Source organism: Marinobacter sp. OP 3.4, assembly GCF_036224885.1.
In the GTDB taxonomy this organism is placed as follows: Bacteria; Pseudomonadota; Gammaproteobacteria; order Pseudomonadales; family Oleiphilaceae; genus Marinobacter.
In genome coordinates, this window is sequence record NZ_JAVVLT010000122.1 from 76,294 (window position 1) to 102,356 (window position 26,063).

Sequence of the window (26,063 nt, forward strand, 5' to 3'; positions counted from 1 at the left end):
ACTTATGGCCGTCGGAAAAGAAATACGTAACCAGATCGGAAGCATCAAGAGCACGCAGAAGATCACCTCCGCCATGGAAATGGTGGCGGCGAGCAAGATGCGCAAGGCTCAGGAACGTATGCAGGCGACCCGCCCGTATGCGGAGAAGATGCGTCAGGTTATTGGGCATATCGCGCTGGCCAACCAGGACTACCGCCACAGCTTCATGCTGGAGCGGGAGGTCAACCGGGTTGGTTACATCGTGATTTCCTCTGACCGTGGACTGTGTGGTGGCCTGAACAGCAACCTGTTCCGGCAACTGGTCCGTGACATGCGTGACTGGAAAAACAAGGGTGTCGAAGCCGACATCTGTGCAATCGGTCAGAAAGGCGCCTCGTTTTTCCGCAACTATGGCGGCAATGTTGTCGCGGCACTGACCCACCTGGGTGACAACCCCAGCGCGGAACAGCTCATCGGTAACGTCAAGGTGATGCTGAACGCGTTTGAGGAAGGTCGCATCGACCGGCTGTACGTGGTGCACAACGAGTTTGTGAACACCATGACCCAACAGCCGAAGGTGGAGCAATTGCTGCCCCTGCCGCCGAGCGAAGACGAAGAGATCAGAAATCAGTGGGATTATCTCTACGAGCCGGCCGCGGCACCCATCCTGGATGGTCTCCTGCCACGTTACATCGAATCCCAGGTGTACCAGGGCGTGGTGGAAAACCTCGCCTGTGAGCAGGCTGCCCGGATGATTGCCATGAAGAGCGCGACCGACAACGCGGGCAATATCATCGATGAGCTACAGCTGGCCTACAACAAGGCCCGTCAGGCAGCCATCACCCAGGAAATTTCCGAGATTGTGAGCGGCGCGGCTTCGGTCTGATGCGGATCATGATCCAACTGGTTTTAGAGACTATTGAGATAACGAGGAACCGAGCATGAGTAGCGGACACATCGTTCAGATCATTGGCGCGGTTATCGACGTGGAATTCCCACGTGAATCCGTACCCAACGTATATGACGCACTGCTGCTTGAAGGTGGCGAAACAACTCTGGAAGTCCAGCAGCAGCTGGGTGACGGCATTGTTCGTACCATCGCCATGGGCAGCACCGAAGGCCTCAAGCGGGGCCTGAAAGCAGAAAATACCGGCAACCCGATTTCCGTTCCGGTTGGTACCGCCACACTGGGCCGTATCATGGACGTTCTGGGTCGTCCCATCGACGAACAGGGCGAGATCGGCGAGGAAGAGCGCTGGGGTATCCACCGCAAGGCACCGGGCTATGCCGACCAGGCAGCGTCTGCGGACCTGCTGGAAACCGGCATCAAGGTTATCGACTTGATCTGCCCGTTCGCCAAGGGTGGTAAGGTTGGCCTGTTCGGCGGCGCCGGTGTGGGCAAGACCGTTAACATGATGGAGCTGATCAACAACATCGCGAAAGAGCACTCCGGTCTCTCCGTATTCGCCGGTGTTGGTGAGCGTACCCGGGAAGGTAACGACTTCTACTACGAAATGAAGGACTCCAACGTCCTTGATAAAGTTGCCATGGTTTACGGCCAGATGAACGAGCCCCCCGGGAACCGCCTGCGTGTGGCCCTGACCGGTCTCACCATGGCCGAGAAGTTCCGTGACGAAGGCCGTGACGTACTGTTGTTCGTTGACAACATCTACCGTTACACCCTGGCGGGTACCGAGGTATCGGCACTGCTGGGCCGGATGCCTTCCGCGGTAGGTTACCAGCCGACCCTGGCCCAGGAGATGGGTGAACTGCAGGAGCGGATCACGTCCACCAAGACCGGCTCCATCACCTCTATCCAGGCGGTTTACGTACCGGCGGACGACCTGACTGACCCGTCCCCCGCCACCACGTTCTCCCACCTGGACGCGACCGTGGTACTGAGCCGTGACATCGCCTCCAAGGGTATCTACCCGGCGATCGACCCGCTGGACTCCACCTCCCGTCAGCTGGATCCGCTGGTCATTGGTGAAGAGCACTATGAAGTAGCCCGTGGCGTACAGACCAACCTGCAGCGCTACAAGGAACTGAAGGACATCATCGCCATCCTGGGTATGGACGAACTGTCGGAAGACGACAAGCTGACCGTTGCCCGGGCCCGTAAGATCGAACGTTTCCTGTCCCAGCCGTTCCATGTGGCCGAGGTATTCACCGGTTCTCCCGGTAAGTACGTCTCCCTGAAGGAAACCATTAGCAGCTTCAAGGGTATCCTCAATGGTGACTATGACGACCTGCCTGAGCAGGCCTTCTATATGTGTGGCACCATTGAGGAAGCGGTCGAAAAAGCGAAGGAACTGAAGTCCAAGGGTGACAAGTAAGTCACCCTCCCTTCGCTGACCGACCTGAGAGGCAACTGAGATGGCTATGACCGTACATTGTGACGTCGTAAGTGCCGAAGAAAAGATCTACTCCGGTCTGGTGGAAATGCTGATTGCCACCGGGTCCGAGGGCGAGCTGGGCATACAGCCCGGCCACGCCCCGCTGCTGACTGCCCTGAAGCCCGGCGCTGTCCGGATTTTCAAGCAGGGTGGCGAAGAGGAGATCCTGTATGTCTCGGGTGGCTATCTGGAGGTTCAGCCCTCCATTGTCACCCTGCTGGCCGACACCGCTGTCCGGGCCAAGGACGTGGACGAAGCCGCAGCGCTGGAAGCCCAGCGGGAGGCCGAGAAGGCACTGGCAAATAAGACCGGTGAGTTTGAGTACTCCAGGGCCGCTGCCGAACTGGCAGAAGCCATGGCGCAACTCCGTACCCTGCAGAAACTGCGCAACAAGGTACGCTAAGACGTTCCGGTGGAACGTGCTCACCAGGGCCGCATCCGAAGTGGTGGCGATAGCAGACGCTCAGTCTGGATAATCGCCAGCGCAATGGCTGCGGCTTTTTTGTTGAAGAGACCCCGCAAAGGGATTTCCGTATCAACCAGAGGAATCAGGAACCCGCCATGACCGCCCCCCTTCATGTCATCATCCTGGCCGCCGGTCAGGGCTCACGCATGAAATCCTCCCTGCCCAAGGTGCTCCACAAAGTGGCCGGCAGGCCCATGTTGCACCATGTCATGGACACCGCCAGGACCCTGGGGGCTGAGGGTATCCACGGGGTGATCGGCCATGGCGCCGACCAGGTCAGGGCGATAACTCCGGCGGAGGACGTGGTCTGGGCCCTGCAGGAACAGCAACTGGGTACCGGCCACGCGGTGGCCCAGGCCCTGCCGGGCGTACCGGATGGCGCGGTGGTCCTGGTGCTCTACGGTGACGTACCGCTGATCAATCCGGAAACCCTGGTGGCCCTGGTCTCCCGGGTCAATGACCGTAGTCTGGGCCTGCTCACCGTCGACCTGGGCAATCCGGATGGCTATGGCCGTATCCTGCGCAACGATCAGGGCCAGGTAACGGCGATTGTGGAACAGAAGGACGCCACCGAGTCACAGAAGGCGATCCAGGAAGTGAATACGGGTATCCTCGCGGTAACCTCGGACCACCTCAAGCGGTGGTTGCCCCAGCTCTCCAACCGCAATGCCCAGGGCGAATATTACCTCACCGACATCATCGCCATGGCATCGGACGAAGGACTTACCATCGAAGTGGCCCAGCCGTCCCATGAGGAGGAAGTGCAGGGGGTGAACAACCGCCTGCAACTGGCGGAGCTGGAGCGCTGGTACCAGCAATGCGAGGCCCGCCGCCTGATGACCGAAGGCGCCACCCTGGCGGATCCGGCGCGGATCGACGTGCGCGGCGAGCTGACTATCGGTCAGGACGTGCTGATCGATGTGAATGTGGTGTTCGAGGGTGACGTTACCCTCGGCAATAACGTCTCCATCGGCCCCAATTGCGTGATTCGCGATGCCCGGTTGGCGGATAATGTCACCGTGCATGCCAACTCGGTGATCGAAGGTGCCGTGGTGGCCGAACAGTGCCAGATCGGCCCCTTCGCGCGCCTGCGGCCGGGCACCCGCCTGGCCCGCAGCGCCAAGGTGGGCAACTTTGTGGAAACCAAGAAGGCGGACGTGGGCGAGGGCAGCAAGATCAACCACCTGAGCTACGTGGGTGACGCCATACTGGGCCGTAATGTGAATGTAGGTGCAGGGACCATCACCTGTAATTATGATGGCGTAAACAAGTTCCAGACGGTGTTGGGCGATAATGTGTTCGTGGGCTCCAATACCGCCCTGGTGGCGCCCGTCACGGTGGACGAAGACGCCGTTATCGGCGCCGGATCCACCATTACCAGCCATGTGGATGCGAAGGAACTGGCCGTTGCCCGCGGCCGCCAGCGCAATATCAAGGGCTGGAAACGGCCGGAAAAGAAAGACTGACCCCCAGTAACAGGACAACATCAATATGTGTGGCATCGTTGGAGCAGTTTCCCAGAGGGACGTGGAAGGTATCCTGCTGGAAGGTTTGAGGCGGCTGGAATACCGGGGCTACGACTCCGCCGGCCTGGCAACCCTGGACGGCAGCGGCCAGATCAACCGCGCCCGTGAACTGGGCAAGGTCGCCGCCCTGGCCGATGCGGTAGCCGCCCATCCGGCTCCTGGCCATGTGGGCATTGCCCATACCCGCTGGGCCACCCACGGTGAACCGTCCCGCATCAACGCCCATCCGCACATGTCCGGCGAACGGCTGGCCATTGTCCACAACGGCATTATCGAGAACTACCAGGCCCTGCGGGACCAGCTCCGGGAGGAGGGCTACAGCTTCACCTCCCAGACCGACACCGAGGTCATTGCCCACCTGATCGAAAAGCATTACCAGGAGGAGCGTCACCTGTTCAGGGCGGTCAAGGCCGCTATCAGCCAGTTGCGGGGTGCCTATGCCCTGGCCGTGGTGCATGCGGACGAACCGGACCATCTTGTGGTTTGCCGTGAGGGCAGCCCGCTGGTGATCGGTGTTGGGATCGGCGAGAACTTTATTGCCTCCGACCAGCTTGCCCTGCTTCCGGTCACCGACCGATTCATGTTCCTGGAGGAAGGGGACCTGGCGGATGTATATCGGGACCGGGTGACGGTCACCGACCGCAGCGGCGAGACGGTGGAGCGGGAAGTGACCCGTTTCGAGCACGGCCACGATGCCGCCGACAAGGGGGACTATCGCCATTTCATGCTCAAGGAGATCCACGAGCAGCCGGCGGTGATCAAGGCCACCCTGGAAGGGCGCCTGAGCGACAGCCGGGTGCTGGAACAGGCCCTGGGCACCGAGGCGGGCAAGCTCCTGAAGGACATCCGCCATGTGCAGATCATTGCCTGTGGCACCAGCTACCACGCCGGCATGGTGGCCCGTTACTGGATCGAGGAACTGGCCGGGGTGCCCTGTTCCGTGGAGGTGGCGTCGGAGTTCCGCTACCGCAAGCATGTGATCCAGCCGGACACCCTGTTCCTGTGCATTTCCCAGTCCGGCGAGACTGCCGACACCCTGGCCGCCCTGCGCCAGGCCAAGAAGGCCGGCTTCCGTGCCGCCCTGGCGATCTGCAACGTGCCGGGCAGTTCCCTGGTGCGGGAATCGGACATGGTGGTCATGACCCAGGCCGGACCGGAAATCGGGGTCGCCTCCACCAAGGCCTTCACCACCCAGCTCACCGCCCTGCTGATCTTCACCCTCGCCCTGGCCCGCCACAATGGCCTGCCGGAGGAGAAGGAAGCGGAAATCGTCCAGGCCCTGAAATTGGTGCCTGGCCAGGTCGCCGATGTGCTAGCTCTTGATGAGTCCATCGCGGAACTCGGTGAAGCCTTTGTGGACAAGCACCACAGCCTGTTCCTGGGCCGCGGCTCCCAGTTCCCGGTGGCCCTGGAAGGGGCGCTGAAACTCAAGGAAATCTCCTACATCCACGCCGAAGCCTACCCGGCTGGTGAACTCAAGCACGGCCCCCTGGCCCTGGTGGACAGCGAGATGCCGGTGGTCACCGTGGCCCCCAACAACGACCTGGTGGAAAAACTCAAGTCCAACCTGGAGGAAGTCCGGGCCCGGGGCGGTGAACTGTTCGTGTTCGCCGACCGTGATGCCGATGTGAAGTCCGAAGACGGTATCCACGTCATGCAGATTCCATCGGTCCACCCGATCACCGCGCCGATCGTCTACACGGTGCCGCTGCAGTTGCTGTCATACCACGTGGCGGTACTCAAGGGCACCGATGTGGATCAGCCACGGAATCTCGCCAAGAGCGTTACTGTCGAATAATCTGATAGCCGGGGCCCCGCAACGGGCCCCTTGAAATCCGGCTCCCCCGACCCCTAGATTGCCAGTGGAGGCTGCAGTAGCTCAGGCGGTAGAGCAACTGACTCGTAATCAGTAGGTCGGGGGTTCGACTCCCCCCTGCAGCTCCATCCGATGGCTTTCGGCCCTTGTCCGTTTCATTCACCTGATGGCTGATGAGGCTGTGGGAGCCGTCTGTCTGATCCCGGAAGTGCCCCGGCGATAACCGACGCCATCAGGGCGGTGACGATCAAGGCGAGTACCACCGCCGGTCCCGCCGGCAGGTCGTGGAACGCGGACAGGCCAAGCCCGATGGTCTGGCCTGCAGCGGCCGCCATTATCGCCTGCCAGAGTGGCCCACCGCCGTGATGGCAGATCATCAGCGGTGTGGCAATCAGGCTGGCAAACACCACGTAGATGCCTGCCGTCTCCACTGTCAGGGTGACCGACAGGGCGAACAGCACGAAGAATAGCCTGTCCCTCCCCTTTTCACCCGGTAACAGCTTCCAGGCCAACACCGCCAGGGTGATGATCGCCAGAGGCACCAGTGATTGCCAGGTCACCCACAGCAGATCCCCGTCCAGGGTCCGGGCCAGGGCCTGGGCCCCGTGGGGATCGCTGCTGACCAGCAGGGTCGCCAGGCTGGCGCCGGACACATAGAGCAGGCCGATGGTGGCCTCCCGGTGGCATGGCAGGTACCGGAGGATCAGGTGGACCAGGGCAACGGCCAGCAGCGCCAGGATCAGGCTGCTCACCGGAATGCCCAGCACCACATGGCTGGGCATCAGCCTGCCGCCGGCCAGTGATCCCAGGGCCGCCCACTGGGCGATGGCCAGGTCGGCGAACACCATGCCCCGGGCCAGCACCCGGTGCCCCAGGGGCACCAGGCACAGGGCCATCAGCAGTCCGGCCGCAAGGGGAGCGGCCAGCCAGGACCAGCTATCAGGTGTCATTGGACAGGTTACCCAACTGCCGGATGATATGGTCTATCAGGTCCGGCAGGGTCTGCGTTGGAGCTTCGCCGGTGACAGTAGCAGGTAGCACCAGCACGGGTAATGCCGATTGCTTTGATAACCACTGTGCGGGCCGGTCATCCTGATAGGTGGCCACCAGGATGCCGTCAGCCTGGTCCAGCCGGTCATTGGCCAGTACCTTGCTCAGGTGTGACGCACTGGGCGGTAGCCCCGGCTTGGGTTCCAGGTCGATCACCGGCTCCACGCCCAGCCAGCGCAGCAGGTAGTTGAAGCTGGTATGCTGGACCACCAGTTCCCGGCCTTCGAGTCGCTGGGCGGCTTCACGCCACTGGTCCCGGCGAAGGTTCCAGTCCACCCGCCAGGACAGGTAACGCCGCTGGATATCAGAGGTGCTTTCCGGCGCCAGTTGGCCCATGCGACTGGCCAGGGCTTCGGCTATCACCGGCATCGCCTCCGGATCCAGGTGCACATGGGGATCCCCCTCCGGGTGCACGTCACCCATGCTGCGATCCACGTGGTCGTGGGGCTGGTGCAACGGCACCTGCTCCGCAGCATAGAACAGGCCGGGCTCGCCTTCCTGGACCTCCCGATTGGCGGACTTCTGCAGCAGTGCCGGCAGCCAGCCCACTTCCAGGGACGCCCCGGTGCAGACCACCAGGTCGGCCCGACGCACGGCAGCGATCAGGCTGGGCCGGGCCTCGACGTAGTGGGGATCCTGCCAGGCGGTGGTGGCCACGGTGATGTCGGCCTCCGGCGCCAGGGACCGGGCCAGGTCGCCCCATTCCGGTTCACAGGCGAAGACGTTCAGGCTGGCCTGGGCAACGGGCGTGACCAGCGCCAGCACAAGCCCGGCAAACAGGGTTCTAGAAACCATGGGCACCATGCTCCCCGAAGGACATCACGTACTGCAGGGTGACGGTGTTATCCGCTTCCTCAAAGCCGTAGGCATCCTGGAAGGTGTACTGCAGCCGCAGGGTCGAGAAGTGAGAATGGGACCAGGCCAGCATGACGTCGGTCTCCTCCAGTTCCTGGTCGTGGAAGTGGTCGCCATGGGCTTCCTTCAGGTCCACCTCGCCATACCGCACACCGGCGGACCACTGGGGGGCAAACTGGTAGACGGCGGACGCGTACCAGCCCTCGTGCACGTGGTCGGAGCTGGCGTACTCGTTCAGATCATCGGCGTAGAGGTATTCACCGCTAAGAGTCAACTGTTGCTGGCGGGTGTTGCCCCGGGGGGACCACTTCCACACCAGGTCGGCGATGTAGAGGTTCTCGCCGGTGTAGGCGGCAGCATGGCTGTGATCGTGCCCTTCCTCTTCATGGTCGTGATCGTGGGCTTCCTCGCCTGCGTGGGTCTGGCGGTTGCGCAGCCAGGACAGGCCAGCCTGCCAGCTCTGGCTGTTGGAGATATCACCGCCGAAACGGGTATTCACGGTGTATACCCCGATATCCTCTTCACCTTCGGAGAGGCGATTGCCGTCGAAGGCTTCCGCACCGATCTGCCAGTAGAAGGGCGTGGGCAGCAGCATGTTGAGGCGCACACCGTCGTCGAAGTAGTGGCTGCCGAGCAGGGCGCGGTAGGCCGCCGGGCGTTCCACGAAATCATCCTCATGCAGGTGCCGGCCGTTGAGGTAACCCACCTGGGACAGGAAACGGCCACCACGCATGCTCAGGTTCCAGGGCATGCCGGTGGTCTGGATGAAGGCTTCCTCCATCTCCAGTTCGGTTTCGCCGTCATGGCTTTCCAGGACAGCGGTGAGACGCCCCTCGAACAGATCGTCGATGGGGGACGACAGGGACAGCTCGGTATGACCCAGCCCGAAACCCTCGTCCCGGTGGGACAGGGCGGTGGTGTTCTGCTTGTAGTAGCCATCCAGCACCGCGCTGATATCCGGGTTCAGTTCGTTGGCTGAGGTGGCCAGGGGCGAGACGGCCAGCGCAAGTGCGCTGGCAATCGGGGACATGCGTTTCATAGTGGTTCCTTACTGCTTGTCGACGTTAGTCGTCATGGTTGTCAGGGTTGCGGCCAGGGCAATGGCCAGGCGCAGCGGGGTGTGGGCGAATGGTTGGTCCAGCGCTGTCATGGAAAACTCCTTTTACGTTATAACGTTACTTTTATTGGGTGAGGTGAAGGCCAGCCGAGGCGGACATCCAACGGTGGTTCACCGACAGGGGCAGTGAATCGGCTTGTTCCTCCCTGTGATGGATTAACGTCTTGTCTGATTGGCGGTAAATGTTATGTTATAACATAAAAAACGTAAAGCCCGATTCGGGAACTTTGGTGGGAGAGGAGTCTGAAAACAGGCAGGAAAAGAGCGTTCTGACCTCTGGTGCGCGGACGAGGTGTGCTGGTGGGATTCGGGGAGAACAGGGTAAGATCATTACCCTCGCCGCACCGAAGGTTGTGGCCCCCCTGGCGATCAGGAGTTCTGTGGCATGGCCGGTAAGGGAAAATCGATCCTGTTTCTGATCAACCGCCTGCGGGAACGGCTCTGGTTCAGGCCGGCACTGTTCAGTGTTGGTTCCGTGATCGCCATATTCGCGGCGGGTCTGGTGGACGGTTCCGGTCTCGGCGTCTGGTTGCCTGACATTGACCGGGGAACCGTGGAAACCCTGCTGTCGATCCTGGCCGCCAGCATGCTGGTGATTGCCACTTTCGCGGTTGGCTCCATGGTGTCGGCGTATACGTCCGCCACCCAGAGCGGCACGCCGCGCAGCTTCAAGCTGGTGCTGCGGGATGACATCTCGCAGCTGGCCCATTCCACCTTTGTGGCCGCTTTCATCTTCAGTGTGATTGCCCGTGTCACGCTGGATGAAGGCTATTTCGAGGACTCCGGCTACTTCACGATTTTTGCGGAAGCCATGGGGATGTTTGCCCTGGTGGTTCTGGTGTTCGTCTACTGGGTGGACAGCATTGCCCGGCTGGGTCTGTTGGGCCCGGTGATTGACCGTGCCGAGCGGGCAACCCGGCTGGTGCTTCAGCAGAATCGACGCCAGCCTTACCTGGGCGGCATACCGGTCGCAGGCCCGTTGCCCGAAGGGCTGTCCGTCACCTCGGAAATCGTCGGCTGCGTCCAGGAAATTAACGTGGAGGACCTGCACAAGTGGGCGCAAACGCATGATGCCCGGGTGCGGGTTCTGGCGCTGCCGGGATCCTTCCTGGCGCCGCGGGCGGAAATGGCCCGGGTCTGGTTCCGCGAGCCACCGCCGGCTGACGTTGACCTGAGCAGCGCGGCGGCCTGCTTTACGGTCGACAACGATCGGGTCTTCGATCAGGATCCCCGCTTCGGTTTCGTGGTGCTCTCCGAGATTGCAATGCGGGCACTGTCCCCGGCTGTCAACGACCCGGGCACGGCCATCAAGGTGTTACAGACGATGGTGCGACTGCTCGATGAATGGCGACAGCCCATACCTCCGGGCTATATTGAAACGCCCTGGGACCGGGTAGAGGTGCCGGCGGTGGGTGTGGCCAAGCTGTTTGACGATGCTTTTACCGGTATTGGGCGCGACGGCGCCGGCATGGTTGAAGTGGGCGTGGACCTGCAGCGCTCACTGGCCGCCCTGGCGGACAGTCATGACCGGGCAATGGCGGATGCCGCGCGCTATCACAGTACTCTGGCGCTGGCACGGGCCGAGCAGGCGCTGACTGTGTCCCGGGATGTGGAGAGGGTACGCAAGGCCAGTGGTCAGTAAACGGCTCGCGTTACACGGCCCCATCCCGCACATTCTCCATCACCACAAAGGTACTGGTCTGCAGCACGTGGGGCAGCGCCGAGATCTGTTCCCCCAGTACCTGCCGGTATTCCGCCATGTTGCGGGTGCGCACCTTCAGCAGGTAGTCGAAATTGCCAGCAATCATATGGCACTGCTCCACGGCGGCGATTTCCCGGACGGCCTCGTTGAAGGCCGCCAGGGCCTTGCTGCTGGTGTCATTGAGGGTGACCTGGGCGAAGGCAATGTGGCTCAGGCCCATACGGGTCTGGTTCAGCAGCGCGGTGTAGCCGGTGATGTAGCCCTGTTCCTCCAGCCGGCGCATGCGCACCTGGCACGGGGTCTTCGACAGCCCCACCCGGGAGGCCAGTTCAGTGATGGTGATGCGGGCGTTCTTCTGCAGCTCTCGCATGATGGAATGGTCGATGCGGTCCGGCTCTGTCATACGGCCTCATTGGTGGTTGATGAGGGACACCCGATGGAAACCGGAGGCCGATTCCCTGCGTACCTCCTGATAGCGTTCTAGACTGAAGTCAGTACAGGTTCCATGGCAGGCAGCCCCGGATCGACAACCCGGTTGTCGGGTGTCACCAGATCATTTTTCCTGTTTTCCCGGAAACTGAAGTCTTTATTGTAATTCATGTTCGGTAAAAACGGGATATTTAACTGCTGTATAAAATTAATACAGGAAAATGGTCTGACGCCCTATCGGTAGAATGCCTGCAAGAGAGACAGATGACGATGAGGTTACCGTTATGAAACCGCAGCAGTCAGACAAACCGACACTGGCCGAAAGCCGCCAGGCTGTCCGCAACTACTACCTCGCTGATGAGTACGAGGTCATTCGTGAACTGATTGCGGACGCCGGCCTGTCGCCGGAGGAACGCCGTGCCATCTCCGACCGGGCCGCGGACCTGGTACGGGATGTGCGGTCCAACGCCCGCTCCACCATCATGGAAAAATTCCTGGCGGAATACGGCCTGACCACCAAGGAGGGCGTGGCGCTGATGTGCCTGGCGGAAGCCCTGCTGCGGGTGCCGGACAACATGACCATCCACGCCCTGATCGAGGACAAGATTACCTCCGGCAACTGGAGTGCCCATGTGGGCAAGGCGTCGTCCTCGTTTATCAACTCCACCACCGTGGCGTTGCTGATGACCAGCAACCTGCTGAAGGATTCCGAACGCCAGAGCGTGGGTGACACCCTGCGCAAGATGGTCAAGCGTATGGGCGAGCCGGTGGTGCGCACCGTCGCCGGCCAGGCCATGAAGGAAATGGGTCGCCAGTTCGTGCTGGGCCGGGATATTGAGGAAGCCCAGCGGGAAGGCAAGGAGTACGTGGCCCGTGGCTACACCTACTCCTATGACATGCTGGGTGAGGCGGCCAGAACCGATGCGGACGCCGTGCGGTACTACGAGGCCTACGAGCATGCCATCGACCACCTTGCCAAATCCTGCGATGGCGATGTGCGCAAGAACCCCGGTATCTCGGTGAAGCTGTCCGCCCTGCTGGCCCGCTATGAATACGGCCAGCGTGACCGGATCATGAAGGAACTGATGCCCCGGGCCCTGAAGCTGGCGAAGAAGGCGGCGGCGGCCAATATGGGCTTCAATATCGACGCGGAAGAGCAGGACCGGCTGGACCCATCCCTGGACGTTATTGAGGCTATCCTGTCCGACCCTGAGCTGGCGGGCTGGGAAGGTTTCGGTGTGGTGGTGCAGGCATTCGGCAAGCGTTCCGCACAGACCCTTGATTGGCTCTATGCCCTGGCGGAGAAGCTGGATCGCCGCATCATGGTGCGGCTGGTGAAGGGCGCCTATTGGGACGCCGAGATCAAGCGGGCCCAGGTGATGGGCCTGACCGATTTCCCGGTGTTCACCCGCAAGGCCTGCAGCGACGTGGCCTACCTGTCCTGTGCCCGCAAGCTGGTGAACATGGCGGATCGTATCTACCCGCAGTTCGCCACCCACAACGCCCACTCGGTATCCGCCGTGCTGGAGATGACCCGCACCGCCGGGCTCGACAACTACGAATTCCAGCGCCTGCATGGCATGGGGGAATCCCTCCACAACCAGGTGATGAAGGACAGCGGCGTGCCCTGCCGGATCTACGCGCCGGTGGGCAAGCACAGCGACCTGCTGGCCTACCTGGTGCGCCGGCTGCTGGAGAACGGCGCCAACAGCTCGTTCGTCAACCAGATTGTCGACACCAGTATCACCCCGGAAGAAATCGCGCGGGATCCCATCGACACGGTGGAATCCCTGGGTCGCGAACTCTCCAGCAAGGCCATCGTCAAACCGGCCAATCTGTTTGGCGAGAAACGCCGCAACTCCAAGGGTTGGGACATCACCGATCCGGTGACCATCGGGGAGATCGACCGTGGCCGCGGGCAATACCGGGAGCACCGCTGGAAGGGCGGCCCGGTGGTGGTCTCGGACGTGATCGGTACGGAAGTGCAGGTGGTGCGCAACCCGGCCAACCCGGAGGATCTGGTGGGCTACGTGACCCAGGCGTCGCCGGAAGATATCGACGGGGCCATCGACGCCGCGCAGGCCGAATTCAGCCGCTGGTCCGCACTGTCTGCCGCTGAGCGTGCCGCCCGGGTCCGCCGGGTGGGGGACCTGTACGAGGAACACGCCCACGAGCTGTTCGCCCTCACCACCCGGGAGGCGGGCAAGTCCCTGCTGGATGCCGTTGCCGAGATCCGGGAAGCGGTGGACTTCGCCCAGTACTACGCCAATGAGGCGGAGCGTTATGAAGGCAGCGGTAATCCCAATGGGGTGATGTGCTGCATCTCGCCCTGGAACTTCCCGCTGGCAATCTTCACCGGCCAGATCATGGCCAACCTGGCGGCGGGCAATACCGTGGTGGCCAAGCCGGCGGAGCAGACCTCGCTGCTGGCCAGCCGGGCCGTGGAGCTGATGCATGAGGCGGGGATCCCGAAGGCGGCAATCCAGTTGCTGCCGGGCACCGGCGCCACCGTGGGGGCGGCGCTGACCTCCGACGCCCGCATCGCCGGTGTCTGCTTTACCGGTTCCACCGCCACCGCCCAGCGCATCAACCAGGCGATGACCGACAACATGGCACCGGACGCCCCCCTGGTGGCGGAAACCGGCGGCCTCAACGCCATGATCGTGGACTCCACCGCCCTGCCGGAGCAGGTGGTGCGGGACGTGCTGGCGTCTTCCTTCCAGAGTGCGGGCCAGCGCTGTTCCGCCCTGCGCATGCTCTATGTGCAGAAGGACATTGCCGATCACCTGCTGGAGATGCTCTACGGCGCCATGGACGAACTGGGCATCGGCGACCCCTGGCTGCTGTCCACGGATGTGGGCCCGGTGATTGATGAGAAATCCCGCAAGAAGATCCAGGACCATTGCGACAAATTCGAGCGGGACGGCAAGCTCCTGAAGAAAGTGCCGGTACCGGACGGCGGGCTGTTCGTATCCCCTGCCGTGCTCAAGGTCAGCGGTATCGAGGAGATGGAAGAGGAAATCTTCGGGCCGGTGCTCCATGTGGCCACCTTCGAGGCGAAGGACATGGACAAAGTGGTGGATGCCATCAACGCCAAGGGCTACGGCCTGACCTTCGGTATCCACAGCCGGGTGGACCACCGGGTGGAGCGGATCGCCAACCGCATCCACGTGGGCAATACCTACGTCAACCGCAACCAGATCGGTGCCATTGTCGGCTCCCAGCCCTTTGGCGGCGAGGGGCTGTCCGGCACCGGGCCCAAGGCCGGGGGGCCGCAGTATGTTCGCCGGTTCCTGCAGGGGGCGGTCAAACAGGTGCCGGCGGATACCAGCGCCACCCTTGTGGACGCCAAAACCCTGCAGAAGCTGATCGCTTCACTGGATAAAAAGCCTGTGCCGGGGCCCAGCGAACGGATGGCCCACCTGGTGCCAATCCTGGGTGAGGCGCCGGCTCCCCTGGATGACCAGCCCGAGGAGCTGCCCGGGCCTACCGGGGAACTGAATCGCCTGTCCAACCATCCCCGGGGACTGGTGCTGTGCCTGGGGCCGGACCGGCCGACGGCCCTGGAGCAGGCGGCAACCGCCCTGTCCCAGGGCAACCAGGTGGTGGTGATCGCCCCGGGGGTTGAGGAAACCATGAAACAGGCCGCCGATGCCGGTCTGCCGGTGGTGGGGTGTGACGGCCTTCTGGACCCGGATGCCCTGGCCACGGTGGACGGTTTCCACGCGGTGGTAAGCTGCGGGGAAACGGACCTGCTGAAGCAGTACCGCCAGGCCCTGGCCAAACGGGACGGCGCGCTGCTGCCACTGATCACCGAGCATACCCTGGACCAGCGCTATGTGATCGAGCGGCACCTGTGTGTGGATACCACCGCTGCCGGGGGTAATGCCAGCCTGATTGCGGCCTCGGAATAGGCTCGGAGCGAGAGCAGGGAGTGCTCCTGGCTTTCCGCGGCCTTCGCCATTATGGTGAAGGCCGGTTTCCCGGACCCGGAGCATGCGAATATCGGATCCCTGATGGCCTATTTCAGTCTGTTCTCTGCTGCCTTCGCCGCGGCCACCTTCTTTCCGTTCCAGTCTGAAGCGCTGCTGGTGGGGTTGCTGGTGGCGGATACCTATTCCGTTGTTGGTCTGTTGCTGGTCGCCACCGCAGGCAATGTGCTGGGTTCGGTGGTGAACTGGTACCTGGGCCTGTACATCGAAAAGTTCCGCTACCGCAAGTGGTTCCCGTTCAAGGCCCACACCCTGGAAAAAGCCCAGGTCCACTACCACCGCTGGGGTCACTGGTCCCTGCTGATGAGCTGGGCACCGTTCATCGGCGATCCCCTCACCCTCATTGCCGGCATCATGCGGGAGCCCTTCTGGCGTTTCCTGGCTATTGTCACCCTGGCCAAGGGCGGGCGTTACCTGATCACCGCCATGCTGACCTTTGGCTGGCTGAACAGCTGATCCCGGGATCTGGCCATGACCGGCAATGATCCATTCTGGTGCACCATGACGCCGTAATGAGAAAGAACCCGCACGGAATTTCATCAATATCAAGCACATTTGAAATTGCTTCTGGTAATATGCCCCCGCCTCGTAAAAGATCCTTTCTATAGAAGTGATAGACAAATGCCATCGACCGTATTCGGCGGTTTCGCCGCCAATTTCCTGGGCAAGGCGCCCGTCTGGTACAAGCAGCTGATCCTGCTGTTCCTGGTGATCAACCCCATTGTGGTGGTGATGTTCGGGCCGGCGGTGGCGGGCTGGCTTCTGGTCGGAGAGTTCATCTTTACCCTGGCGATGGCGCTGAAGTGTTACCCGCTGCTGCCCGGCGGCCTGCTGGCGGTGGAAGCGATCCTGGTGGGCATGACCTCGCCGGAGGCGGTTTACCACGAGCTGCTCACCAACTTCCCGGTAATCCTGCTGCTGATGTTCATGGTGGCGGGCATCTACTTCATGAAGGAACTGCTGCTGGTCACCTTTACCCAGATCCTGGTGGGAGTAAGGTCCAAGTCGGCGCTGTCGATCCTGTTCTGTGCCGCTGCCGCATTGCTGTCGGCCTTTCTGGATGCGCTGACGGTAACCGCAGTGATTATCAGCGTCGCAGTGGGCTTCTATTCGGTCTATCACAAGGTGGCCTCGGGCAAGGGTTACCAGCACAGCGATCACAACGCCAACAGCGACGCGGAGGTGATCGAGCTGCACCGGGAGGACCTGGAGCAGTTCCGGGGTTTCCTGCGCAGCCTGCTGATGCACGGCGCCATCGGTACCGCCCTGGGGGGTGTGGCCACCATGGTGGGCGAACCCCAGAACCTGCTGATCGCCAAGACCGTGGGCTGGGACTTCAAGAGCTTCTTCGAGCACATGGCACCGGTGAGCCTGCCGGTGCTGGGTGCCGGCCTGTTCACCTGCTGGGCGCTGGAGAAGCTGCGCTGGTTCGGTTACGGCACCCGGCTGCCCAAGCCGGTGCGCCGGGTGCTGGAGGAGTTTGCCGACAACGAGAAAGCCAAGCGCACCAAATCCGACCAGGCGGCCCTCTGGATCCAGGCCTTTGCCGCCGGCGTGCTGGTGGTGGGCTTGGCCTTTCACCTGGCTGAAGTGGGCCTGATCGGCCTGCTGGTGATCATCATCATTACCTCCTTTACCGGGGTGACCGACGAGCACCAGATCGGCAAGGCCTTCCAGGAATCCCTGCCGTTCACTTCCCTGCTGGTGGTGTTCTTCGCCGTGGTGGCGGTGATCCATGACCAGCACCTGTTCAAGCCGGTGATCGAATTCGTGCTGGACCTGCCGGAGAGCCAGCAACCGGGCATGTTCTTCATCGCCAATGGCCTGCTGTCCATGATCAGCGACAATGTGTTCGTGGCCACGGTCTACATCAGTGAGATCAAGCAGGCCCTGGAGGCCGGCGCCATCAGCCAGGCGCATTTCGAAACCCTGGCGATTTCCATCAACACCGGCACCAACCTGCCCAGCGTGGCCACCCCCAACGGCCAGGCGGCGTTCCTGTTCCTGCTCACCTCTGCGATTGCGCCGCTGGTGCGGTTGTCCTATGGGCGCATGGTTGTGATGGCGTTCCCTTACACCATCGTGATGGGAACCGTGGGCCTGATCAGTGTGATCTATCTGGTCTGACGACCATCAGAGGGCCGATCCGAAGGGAGGCACCTTAACTTAACCCTCGGTTCCGGGGGTTACGGCAAGGCAGCACCATTCCGAGTGATCAGGAAACGCCCCGCCATCATCTCCGCAAGATTCGGGTCGGCCGCCGCATGGAGACTCCCTATCATCGATTCTGAACCGGCTATCCGCCGACGATTCCGCCATCGATGAAAGGAGCTCCAGCCATGAATATCCTGTCCAACAAAGTGGCCATTGTTACCGGTGCCAGCGCCGGCATAGGCTATGCGTCAGCCCGCCTGTTCGCCCGGGAAGGGGCCTCGGTGGTTGTCGGCGCCCGCCGTCAGCAGGAACTGGAGGTCCTGGTCCGGGAGATTGAGGCGGAAGGCGGCCAAGCCGTGGCGCTGGCGGGGGATGTGAGGGATGAAGCCTATGCCCGGACCCTGGTGGAGGTGGCCACCGAGGCCTTTGGCGGCCTTGATATCGCCTTCAATAACGCCGGTGTGCTCGGTGCCATGGGGCCGGCCTCCGATATGTCCCGGGATGACTGGGATGAGGTGCTGGCCACCAACCTGACCGGGGCCTGGCTGGGGGCCAAGTATCAGCTACCGGCCATGGTCGCCCGGGGCGGTGGCTCGCTGTTATTCACCTCGTCTTTTGTGGGCCATACTGCGGGAATGCCGGGCATGGCCGCCTACGCTGCCAGCAAGGCCGGCCTGGTCGGACTGACCCAGGTGCTGGCTGTGGAGCACGGCGCCCAAGGCATCCGGGTGAACGCCCTGCTGCCGGGGGGCACGGATACCGATGCGGCACGCACCTTTGCCGATTCACCGGAGGCCATGGCCATGGTGCGGGGGCTGCACGCCCTGAAACGGATTGCATCGCCGGAAGAAATTGCCAGATCAGCGCTGTATCTGGCATCGGACGCCGCCTCGTTCACCACCGGCTCGGCCATGCTGGTGGACGGTGGCGTCTCCGTGAACAGAATGTGAGGGACGTGATGATGTCGGACTACGAGCGTATCGAACAGGCCATTACCTATCTGGTTGAGCAGGCCGGCAGTCAACCCACGCTGGAACAGGTGGCGGCACACGTAAACCTGAGCCCCTACCACTTTCAGCGGCTGTTCACCCGTTGGGCCGGGACCTCGCCGAAGCGCTTCCTGCAGGTGCTGACCCTGGAGCACAGCAAGGCGTTACTGGCGGAATCCCGCTCGCTGCTGGACACGGCGCTCGACATCGGCCTCAGTGGCGGGTCGCGGCTGCACGACCATTTTGTCCAGTTGGAAGCGGTAACTCCCGGCGAGTTCAAAACCAGGGGCGAGGGGGTGCGCATCAGCTACGGTGTCCATGAGTCGCCTTTCGGAGAACTGCTGGTGGCGCGCACCGACCGGGGTGTGTGCCGGGCCGCCTTCCTCGGCTACTCCGACCTGGAGACTGAACTGGCACAACTCAGGACGGACTGGCCCGCAAGCACCCTGGTAGAGGACGCCGCCGCCACCGAGCCGGTGGTGGCCCGCATGCTGGGCCGGCCGGAGGAGCGGGCGGAAGGCCCCATCTCCATCCGGGTGTCCGGCACCAATTTCCAGATTGCCGTCTGGCGTGCGCTGATGAACATTCCCTACGGCGCGGTGGTCAGCTATGGGGATATCGCCCGCTCCCTGGGATACCCCCGGGCATCACGGGCGGTGGGCAATGCTGTTGGGGTGAACCCGGTGGCCCTGCTGATTCCCTGCCATCGGGTGATCCAGCAAAGTGGCGCCCTCGGTGGTTACCGGTGGGGGCCGAACCGCAAGCGGGTAATCCAGGCCTGGGAGCGTTTGCGGGCCGAGCCGGAGGCCGTAACGGCCTGAGGTGTGGACCGCCCTGAAGACAGGGTGGCCCACCCGTTGATCAGCCGTCAGTGCTTTGCCAGCCCCTTCGAGGCTGTGGACCTGTGCACTACGGTCGGACGGAGTCGCATGCCGAGCAGCGCCGCCAGGGCAACGAAGCCCACACCCAGCAGGATGGCCAGCCATTGCCGGCTATCGGCGGTGGTCAGGGTGGCCTTGCCACCGAACAGGCTGTTGAACAGCATGCTGTCCTGTATCGCACCAAAGCCCAGGGTGAAGATGGCTGCCCCCACCAAACCGCCCAGCACGAAGAACAGGCCGTCCAGGCGACCGGAGCCCATGCCCACCAGTCCGGTGCCCGGGCAGTAGCCGGCCACGGCCCAGCCGATGCCGAGGATGGCACCGCCCACCAGTACCCCGGTATAGGCGCTCTTGATGGACAGGTGACTGGCGTCGATCAGCCCCAGCCAAAGGCCGGCGAACAGGACAATCGAAGACACCCCGATACCCAGCAGGATGGCCTTGGCCAGGTGCATGTCGGTCAGTGTCAGCATGCCCACGATCTTCTGTGGATCGGCGGCACCGACCCGCTGCAGTACGAAGCCAAACAGCAGGCCCAGGATAATCGCAAGAAACAGAGTCATCATGTGTTCCCTCCATCACGGTAGAGCAACAGCGCGGTGGGTACCGCAAAGGCAAAGGCGGCCAGGGCGAACAGGTAACCGCTGACGGCGGTCTGCATCATGCCGCTCATCATATGGCCACTGGTACAGCCACCGGCCAGCCTTGCCCCCCAGAGCACCAGGATGCCGCCAGCAAAGGCCAGCCCGTAGCGCATTGCCGGGGTCTGTCCGAAGCGGGCGCGGTGGAACGGCGGTACCGGATCCTGCCCACGGCTCTGGAAGCGCCGGCCCAGGAAACCGCCCACCACCATGGCGATCACGAACACAAAGCTGTAGTTCAGCGGGTTGGCAATGGCTTCGGCGTACTTGCCGCCGGATTTGTTCAGGTAGGCGTTGCTACTGGCGTAACCGCTGGCGGAGGTAGCGTCCTCAACAACCAGGGTCGGATTGAACCAGGACGCCACCAGCCCGTCGAAGATCACGAACTGCGTGGACACGCCAATGGGTTTGACCAGCACGACAGCCAGCAGGAAGACGCCGGCCAGCGCCAGGCCGCTGATTTTCCAGTTCCAGTACATGATATGCCTCCTACCGGCTCTTCACCGGACAGGTGCTGATGCCCAGTACCCGGTACAGCGGGCAGAAGCCCACCAGGCCGGTCAGCAGCGGTACGATACCGATAAGTCCCCACAGGCTCTGCGGGCCGACAACCGTGAGACTCAGCAGTGCCAGGCCAGCAAGTACCCGCAGGGTGCGATCAATGGCGCCTTCGTTCTTGGACATGGTGTAACCCTCCCCGTGTGTTGATGGGGATATTCTGGGCGGGCGGTTGGTGCCGGTCTGTAACTAAGTCACCGAGGGATGGAAAAGTTCGATCGAATTTGATTCAGGTCAGTTTGGCCAGCGCATCCGGGTCGAGTATGCGGATGGCGCCCCGTTCCGGCTGGATCATGCCCTTGTCCGCCAGTTGCTTCAGGTGGCGGCTGACCACTTCCCGGGCGGTGCCCACTTCGGAGGCAACCAGTTGATGGGTGGTTTGTATCAGCGCCGTATCGAAGGACAGCAGGTATTTGGCGATACGAACGTCAATGGGCTCCAGGGCCAGTTTCTCGATAGTCTGGATCAGGCTGTCCATACGCTGGGCAAGGCTCTGGAATACAGCGTCGCGAAAGCTTGGGGCGGTCTCCATCAGGTCATCGAAGCGGGCCTTGGGCATCATCCGGACCCTGAGGTCGGTGTCGGCCACCGCCTCGGCGGGAAAGCGCCGGCCTCCCAGCAGGCAACTGGTGGTGAGCACGCAGATGCTGTCTGGTCGCACGTGATAGAGGGTGACTTCCCGGCCGCGGGCAGAGCGGGTGAATAGCCGCACCGACCCTGCCGTCAGCAGAAAATAGTTAAGGCACTCGTCGCCCTGATGGAGCACCGGCTGACCCGCCGGAATGCGGATATCGTGATAGCCATTGAAATAATGCGCGATGGACAAGGTAGTCTCCTGCTGAACTCGGCCCTTCCAGGGCATGAGAATAGACGGTTCCGCGTGATTGTCATCCGTTGTCCCGCCGGGGTAAACAGGGCCGCCCCCAATACGATAGGGAGGGTGGTGGCGCCAGCCCCCCATCGATTGGCTTTGGTAATTTGTTAAGGATAAAAATCCCGTATATAGTGATGGTGTCCTTGGCTGCATACCAAATGTAGTGATCAAAGTGTCACCACCTGGTATCGGGAATCCGGTGAGAATCCGGAACTGACGCGCAGCGGTATTGGGGAACGAACGGGCACCATGACACTGGCAAACGCCGGGAAGTCGTCCGTAAGGCTGAACCGACAGGTTCCTGCCCCTGAGTCCGAAGACCTGCCCTGGACAGAATGTCGAGCCTTCGCGTTTATAAGGTGAGCAGACAGATTCTTGCGGCCACGACGGCCAAATGTCGTTGGCGGCAGCTTGCGGGCAACTCTTTTTATCCCCTCTCCCCTGGTGGGGTGAAGGCGGGAAAAACGAAGCATCGCTTCGTCCGCCTGAACGCCATTTGGCTCTGGCAAATGGCCGGGGCGCGGAGCGGGGTTAGGGAGAGGGGGAAAGCGGCGGACTCCGGAGTTAATCTCTCCCCCCTCTCCCTCCAGGGGAGAGGGGGCAAAACCCGCAGGTTCCGGTGATCGGTTATCCGATCCTGCCTCTGAATCTCCTGCAACGCGAAGTCTCGTAATCCCAACGCGTTGTAAAGGAGAACACCCATGTCCACCGCCCTGGCCGAAGCCCCGCAGGCCGCCACCGAATCCCTTCAGGTTATCAAGCGCAATGGCACCCTGGTCAGCTTCAATGCGTCCAAGATCAGTGTCGCCGTCACCAAGGCCTTCCTGGCCGTGGAAGGTGACCAGGCCGCCGGTTCCGCCCATATCAACCATGCCGTCCAGGATGTCACCGACCAGGTGACCCAGGCCATCAGCCGACGCCTGAAGGCCGGCGGCAAGGTCCATATCGAGGACATTCAGGACCAAGTGGAACTGGCCCTGATGCGCGGTGGCGAACAGAAAGTGGCCCGGGCCTACGTGCTCTACCGGGAAGAACACGCCCGCCAGCGCGCTATCGACGAGCCTGTGGAGGCCCACCCGCACCTGACCGTGAAAAAGGCCAGCGGCGAGATCGCCCCCCTGGACCTGGGCCTGATGAAACTGCAGGTGGAACAGGCGGCCACCGGTCTGGAAGGCATCAACGGCGACTCCCTGGTGGAAGACGCCCTGCGCAACCTCTATGACGGCATCGACGAAACCGAGGTACTCTCCGCCCTGGTGATGACCGCCCGTGGCCGCATCGAGCAGGAGCCGGACTACAGCGCCGTCACCGCCCGCCTGCTGCTGGAGCAACTTCGCCTGGAAACCACCGGCGCCCTGGGGCTGTCGACCCAGCAGAGTCTCGCCGAGGTCTATCCCCAGGCCCTGACCGCCTTTATCCACGAAGGCATCCGTTACGAACTGCTGGACGAAGCGCTGGCCGCCTTCGACCTGGAACGCCTGGGCGAGGCCCTGCAGCCGGAGCGGGACCAGCAGTTCGGCTTCCTGGGCCTGCAGACCCTGTACGACCGCTACTTCCTGCACTGGGACAAGGCTCGGCTGGAACTGCCCCAGGTGTTCTTCATGCGCGTGGCCATGGGCCTGGCCCTGCGGGAGGACGACCCCAACGCCCGCGCCATCGAGTTCTATGACCTGCTGTCCAGCTTCGACTACATGGCGTCCACGCCGACCCTGTTCAACAGCGGCACCCGCCACTCGCAACTGTCCTCCTGCTACCTGACCACCGTGCAGGACGACCTGGAAAGCATCTACGGCGCCATCCGCGACAACGCCATGCTGTCCAAGTGGGCCGGCGGCCTGGGCAACGACTGGACCCCGGTGCGCGCCCTGGGCTCCCACATCAAGGGCACCAACGGCCAGAGCCAGGGCGTGGTGCCCTTCCTGAAAGTGGTCAACGACACCGCTGTCGCTGTCAACCAGGGTGGCAAGCGCAAGGGCGCGGTGTGCGCCTACCTGGAAAGCTGGCACCTGGACATCGAGGAATTCCTGGAGCTGCGCAAGAACACCGGGGACGAACGCCGCCGCACCCACGACATGAACACCGCCAACTGGGTGCCGGACCTGCTGATCGAGCGCATGCGCAACGACCAGGACTGGACCCTGTTCTCCCCCAGCGACGTGGGCGACCTGCACGACCTGTACGGTAACGAGTTCCGCGAGCGCTACGAGCACTACGAGGCGCTGGCGGAGCAGGGCCGGATCAAACTGTCCAAGAAAGTCTCCGCCAAGCAGCTCTGGCGCAAGATGCTCACCGTGCTGTTCGAAACCGGCCACCCGTGGATCACCTTCAAGGACCCCTGCAACCTGCGCTCGCCCCAGCAGCACCGGGGCGTGGTCCACAGCTCCAACCTGTGCACCGAGATCACCCTCAACACCAGCGAGGACGAAATCGCCGTGTGCAACCTGGGCTCCGTCAACCTGGCCGCCCACGTGAAAGATAGCGAACTGGACGTGCAGCGCCTGGAACGCACCGTCAGCCGCGCGGTCCGCATGCTGGATAACGTCATCGACATCAACTACTACGCCGTGCCGCAGGCCCGCAACTCCAACCTGCGCCACCGCCCGGTGGGCCTCGGCCTGATGGGCTTCCAGGACGCCCTGTACAAACTCGGCGTACCCTACGCCAGCCCGGAAGCCGTGGAATTCGCCGACGTGGCCATGGAGCAGATCAGCTACTTCGCCATCCGCTCCTCCGCCGAACTGGCTGGCGAGCGCGGCGCCTACGAAAGCTACGAAGGCTCCCTGTGGCACCAGGGCATCCTGCCCATCGACTCCGTCAACCGCCTGAAGGAAAACCGCCGGGAAGGCGACCTCAGCGTGGACACCAGCGTCCGCCTGGACTGGACCCCGGTGCGCGAGCTGATCGCGAAGAACGGCATGCGCAACAGCAACGTCATGGCCATCGCGCCCACGGCCACCATCTCCAACATCGTGGGCGTCTCCCAGTCCATCGAACCGGCGTACCAGAACCTGTTCGTCAAATCGAACCTGTCCGGCGAATTCACCGTAGTGAATCCCTCCCTGGTCCGCGACCTCAAGGCCGAGGGCCTTTGGGACAACGTCATGGTCAACGACCTCAAGTACTTCGACGGCAGCGTTCAGCAGATCGACCGCATCCCGGACGAACTTAAGGCCCGCTACGCCACCGCCTTCGAAATCGACGCCCGCTGGCTGGTGGAGGCCGCCTCCCGACGCCAGAAATGGCTGGACCAGGCCCAGAGCCTGAACCTGTACATGGCCGAACCCAACGGCAGGAAACTGGATGCGCTCTACCAGCTCGCCTGGGAACGCGGCCTGAAAACCACCTACTACCTGCGCTCCCTGGGTGCCACGGGCGCTGAGAAGACCGCACCGGTCGCCGCGCCACAGCCACAGGTATGCAGCATTGACGACCCCGACTGCGAGGCGTGTCAGTAAACATCCACTAGCGCTAGAAGCCACTGATAAGTCCGGCCTGTACATCCCCTCTCCCCTGGAGGGAGAGGGGCTAACACCAGCATTCTGGTAGCCCGTTTTCCAAAGGAGATCCCCATGCTGAACTGGGACGACGAACCAAAACCCGAAAGCAAACCCACCAACACCGAAGGCCCGGCCCCGGTCAACGTCGACGACAAACGCGTCATCAACGGCGAAACCGACATCAACCAGCTGGCCCCGTTCAAGTACCCCTGGGCCTGGGAGTACTTCATGAACGCCAACAAGAACCACTGGACCCCCCTGGACGTCAACATGGCCCAGGACGTCCACGACTACCACCACCGCCTCAACCCGGCGGAAAAACACGTCTACGAGAACGTACTGGCCTACCTCACCACCTCCGACATCCTCGCCATGCGCAACATCGGCCTGGCGGTGATGGAAAAGATGAGCGCCCCGGAACTGCAGATCTACCAGGCCCGCCAGGTCTACGAGGAAGCCATGCACACCTGGGCCTACCAGCACTGCATCGAAACCCTCAACCTCGATCAGAGCGAAATCTACAACCGCTACCGCGTGGTGCCGGCGATCAACGGCAAGATCCAGATGGCCAACCGCCGCCTGGACGCCGCCATGCGCTCCGACATGAACCTGCGTAACCGCGACGACCTGCAGGAATTCATCATGTCCTACCTGTTCTTCGCCGCCGTGTTCGAGGGTGCCTGGTTCTACAACGGCTTCAGCCCCATCTTCGCCCTGCAGCGCCGGGGCCTGATGCGCGGCACCGGTGAACAGCTCCAGTACATCCTGCGGGACGAGGCCATGCACTTCTCCTTCGGCCTGAAAGTGGTCAACCAGATCCTGGAGGAAGAAAATATCACCCTCGACCCCAAAGCCGTGCGCGACATGTGGGACGAGTCCGAAGCCGCCGAGCGGGACTACGCCAACTACATCCTGCGGGACCCGATCCTGGGCTATTCCGCCGAATACCACCACGAGCAGTTCCGCTTCGTCGCCAACCGCCGCGCACGGACGGTCGGGCTGGAAGAACCCTTCCCCGGAGCGAAGAACGTCTCCCCCTGGCTGGACGAACAGGCCACCATGCGCAAGGAGAAGAACTTCTTCGAGACCCGGGTGATCGAGTACCAGACCGGGGCGCAACTGGAGTGGTAAGCAGGGACCA

At 62.5% G+C, this 26,063-nt stretch carries 21 protein-coding genes, 1 tRNA gene and 1 riboswitch; of the genes, 14 read left to right on the forward strand and 8 right to left on the reverse strand.

Annotated elements, in window-relative coordinates:
• Positions 1–4 precede the first annotated feature (4 nt).
• The 6 genes from atpG to RO069_RS21360 all read left to right on the forward strand — a co-directional run bounded on the left by atpG (position 5) and on the right by RO069_RS21360 (position 6,311).
• Entirely contained in the window at positions 5–865 is an 861-nt protein-coding gene (gene atpG / locus RO069_RS21335; RefSeq protein WP_328190225.1) for a F0F1 ATP synthase subunit gamma, read from the forward strand.
• 55 nt (positions 866–920) lie between these two features.
• The gene (atpD, locus tag RO069_RS21340; RefSeq protein ID WP_328190227.1) at positions 921–2,315 is read left to right on the forward strand and encodes a F0F1 ATP synthase subunit beta; all 1,395 of its coding nucleotides are present in this window, start codon (positions 921–923) and stop codon (positions 2,313–2,315) included.
• A 40-nt stretch (positions 2,316–2,355) separates the two neighbouring features.
• Positions 2,356–2,778 carry a F0F1 ATP synthase subunit epsilon gene (locus RO069_RS21345; RefSeq protein ID WP_328190229.1) on the forward strand — a complete coding sequence of 141 codons (423 nt, stop codon included), beginning with the start codon at positions 2,356–2,358 and terminating at the stop codon, positions 2,776–2,778.
• 158 nt (positions 2,779–2,936) lie between these two features.
• On the forward strand, positions 2,937–4,307 hold the full coding sequence (gene glmU / locus RO069_RS21350) for a bifunctional UDP-N-acetylglucosamine diphosphorylase/glucosamine-1-phosphate N-acetyltransferase GlmU (protein ID WP_328190231.1): 1,371 nt from the start codon (positions 2,937–2,939) through the stop codon (positions 4,305–4,307).
• A 25-nt stretch (positions 4,308–4,332) separates the two neighbouring features.
• Positions 4,333–6,165, forward strand: a complete 1,833-nt coding sequence (glmS, locus tag RO069_RS21355) for a glutamine--fructose-6-phosphate transaminase (isomerizing) (protein ID WP_328190233.1) — start codon at positions 4,333–4,335, stop codon at positions 6,163–6,165.
• Between the two features lie 70 nt (positions 6,166–6,235).
• Positions 6,236–6,311: transfer RNA gene (locus RO069_RS21360), tRNA-Thr, on the forward strand.
• 27 nt (positions 6,312–6,338) lie between these two features.
• Here the strand turns inward: RO069_RS21360 and RO069_RS21365 are convergent.
• Genes RO069_RS21365 through RO069_RS21375 form a run of 3 tightly spaced genes read right to left on the reverse strand, consistent with a single transcriptional unit; the run spans position 6,339 to position 9,127 of the window.
• The gene (locus tag RO069_RS21365; RefSeq protein WP_328190234.1) at positions 6,339–7,133 is read right to left on the reverse strand and encodes a metal ABC transporter permease; all 795 of its coding nucleotides are present in this window, start codon (positions 7,131–7,133) and stop codon (positions 6,339–6,341) included.
• Positions 7,123–8,028, reverse strand: a complete 906-nt coding sequence (locus RO069_RS21370; RefSeq protein ID WP_328190236.1) for a metal ABC transporter substrate-binding protein — start codon at positions 8,026–8,028, stop codon at positions 7,123–7,125. The genes RO069_RS21365 and RO069_RS21370 overlap by 11 nt, the downstream gene beginning before the upstream one ends.
• Positions 8,018–9,127 (reverse strand): hypothetical protein, encoded by a 1,110-nt coding sequence (locus tag RO069_RS21375; RefSeq protein WP_328190237.1) that lies wholly within the window; start codon positions 9,125–9,127, stop codon positions 8,018–8,020. Before RO069_RS21375 ends, RO069_RS21370 begins: the two co-directional genes overlap by 11 nt.
• 463 nt (positions 9,128–9,590) lie before the next feature.
• On the opposite strand from RO069_RS21375, the gene RO069_RS21380 reads away from it, so the two are divergent.
• Complete coding sequence (locus tag RO069_RS21380; RefSeq protein ID WP_328190238.1) at positions 9,591–10,847, forward strand: DUF2254 domain-containing protein; 1,257 nt, start codon at positions 9,591–9,593, stop codon at positions 10,845–10,847.
• Positions 10,848–10,857: 10 nt separating this feature from the next.
• On the opposite strand, the gene RO069_RS21385 is transcribed toward RO069_RS21380, so the two are convergent.
• On the reverse strand, positions 10,858–11,310 hold the full coding sequence (locus tag RO069_RS21385; protein ID WP_328190239.1) for an Lrp/AsnC ligand binding domain-containing protein: 453 nt from the start codon (positions 11,308–11,310) through the stop codon (positions 10,858–10,860).
• A 310-nt stretch (positions 11,311–11,620) separates the two neighbouring features.
• Between RO069_RS21385 and putA the strand changes: the two genes are divergently transcribed.
• From putA to RO069_RS21410, 5 genes are all read left to right on the forward strand, one after another.
• A complete protein-coding gene (gene putA, locus RO069_RS21390) occupies positions 11,621–15,250 on the forward strand; it encodes a bifunctional proline dehydrogenase/L-glutamate gamma-semialdehyde dehydrogenase PutA (protein ID WP_328190241.1) in 3,630 nt (1,209 codons plus the stop codon).
• Between the two features lie 102 nt (positions 15,251–15,352).
• The gene (locus RO069_RS21395) at positions 15,353–15,784 is read left to right on the forward strand and encodes a YqaA family protein (protein ID WP_328190243.1); all 432 of its coding nucleotides are present in this window, start codon (positions 15,353–15,355) and stop codon (positions 15,782–15,784) included.
• A gap of 165 nt (positions 15,785–15,949) precedes the next feature.
• Positions 15,950–17,455 (forward strand): sodium/proton antiporter NhaB, encoded by a 1,506-nt coding sequence (nhaB, locus tag RO069_RS21400; protein ID WP_328190245.1) that lies wholly within the window; start codon positions 15,950–15,952, stop codon positions 17,453–17,455.
• A 212-nt stretch (positions 17,456–17,667) separates the two neighbouring features.
• Positions 17,668–18,432: an SDR family oxidoreductase gene (locus tag RO069_RS21405; protein WP_328190247.1), complete on the forward strand. Its 765-nt coding sequence runs from the start codon at positions 17,668–17,670 to the stop codon at positions 18,430–18,432.
• Positions 18,433–18,443: 11 nt separating this feature from the next.
• The gene (locus tag RO069_RS21410; protein WP_328190249.1) at positions 18,444–19,292 is read left to right on the forward strand and encodes a bifunctional helix-turn-helix domain-containing protein/methylated-DNA--[protein]-cysteine S-methyltransferase; all 849 of its coding nucleotides are present in this window, start codon (positions 18,444–18,446) and stop codon (positions 19,290–19,292) included.
• A gap of 47 nt (positions 19,293–19,339) precedes the next feature.
• On the opposite strand, the gene RO069_RS21415 is transcribed toward RO069_RS21410, so the two are convergent.
• The 4 genes from RO069_RS21415 to RO069_RS21430 all read right to left on the reverse strand — a co-directional run bounded on the left by RO069_RS21415 (position 19,340) and on the right by RO069_RS21430 (position 21,377).
• On the reverse strand, positions 19,340–19,918 hold the full coding sequence (locus RO069_RS21415) for a DUF6691 family protein (RefSeq protein WP_328190251.1): 579 nt from the start codon (positions 19,916–19,918) through the stop codon (positions 19,340–19,342).
• Positions 19,915–20,472: a YeeE/YedE thiosulfate transporter family protein gene (locus RO069_RS21420; RefSeq protein ID WP_328190252.1), complete on the reverse strand. Its 558-nt coding sequence runs from the start codon at positions 20,470–20,472 to the stop codon at positions 19,915–19,917. Before RO069_RS21420 ends, RO069_RS21415 begins: the two co-directional genes overlap by 4 nt.
• A 10-nt stretch (positions 20,473–20,482) precedes the next feature.
• Positions 20,483–20,677, reverse strand: coding sequence for a YgaP family membrane protein (locus RO069_RS21425; RefSeq protein WP_328190254.1), 195 nt, complete (start codon positions 20,675–20,677; stop codon positions 20,483–20,485).
• Positions 20,678–20,780: 103 nt separating this feature from the next.
• Positions 20,781–21,377, reverse strand: coding sequence for a Crp/Fnr family transcriptional regulator (locus tag RO069_RS21430; protein ID WP_328190255.1), 597 nt, complete (start codon positions 21,375–21,377; stop codon positions 20,781–20,783).
• Positions 21,378–21,552: 175 nt separating this feature from the next.
• Positions 21,553–21,768, forward strand: a riboswitch (cobalamin riboswitch).
• Positions 21,769–22,126: 358 nt separating this feature from the next.
• On the opposite strand from RO069_RS21430, the gene RO069_RS21435 reads away from it, so the two are divergent.
• Complete coding sequence (locus RO069_RS21435) at positions 22,127–24,880, forward strand: ribonucleoside-diphosphate reductase subunit alpha (RefSeq protein ID WP_328190257.1); 2,754 nt, start codon at positions 22,127–22,129, stop codon at positions 24,878–24,880.
• Positions 24,881–24,994: 114 nt separating this feature from the next.
• Positions 24,995–26,053 (forward strand): ribonucleotide-diphosphate reductase subunit beta, encoded by a 1,059-nt coding sequence (locus tag RO069_RS21440; protein WP_328190258.1) that lies wholly within the window; start codon positions 24,995–24,997, stop codon positions 26,051–26,053.
• Positions 26,054–26,063 lie beyond the last annotated feature (10 nt).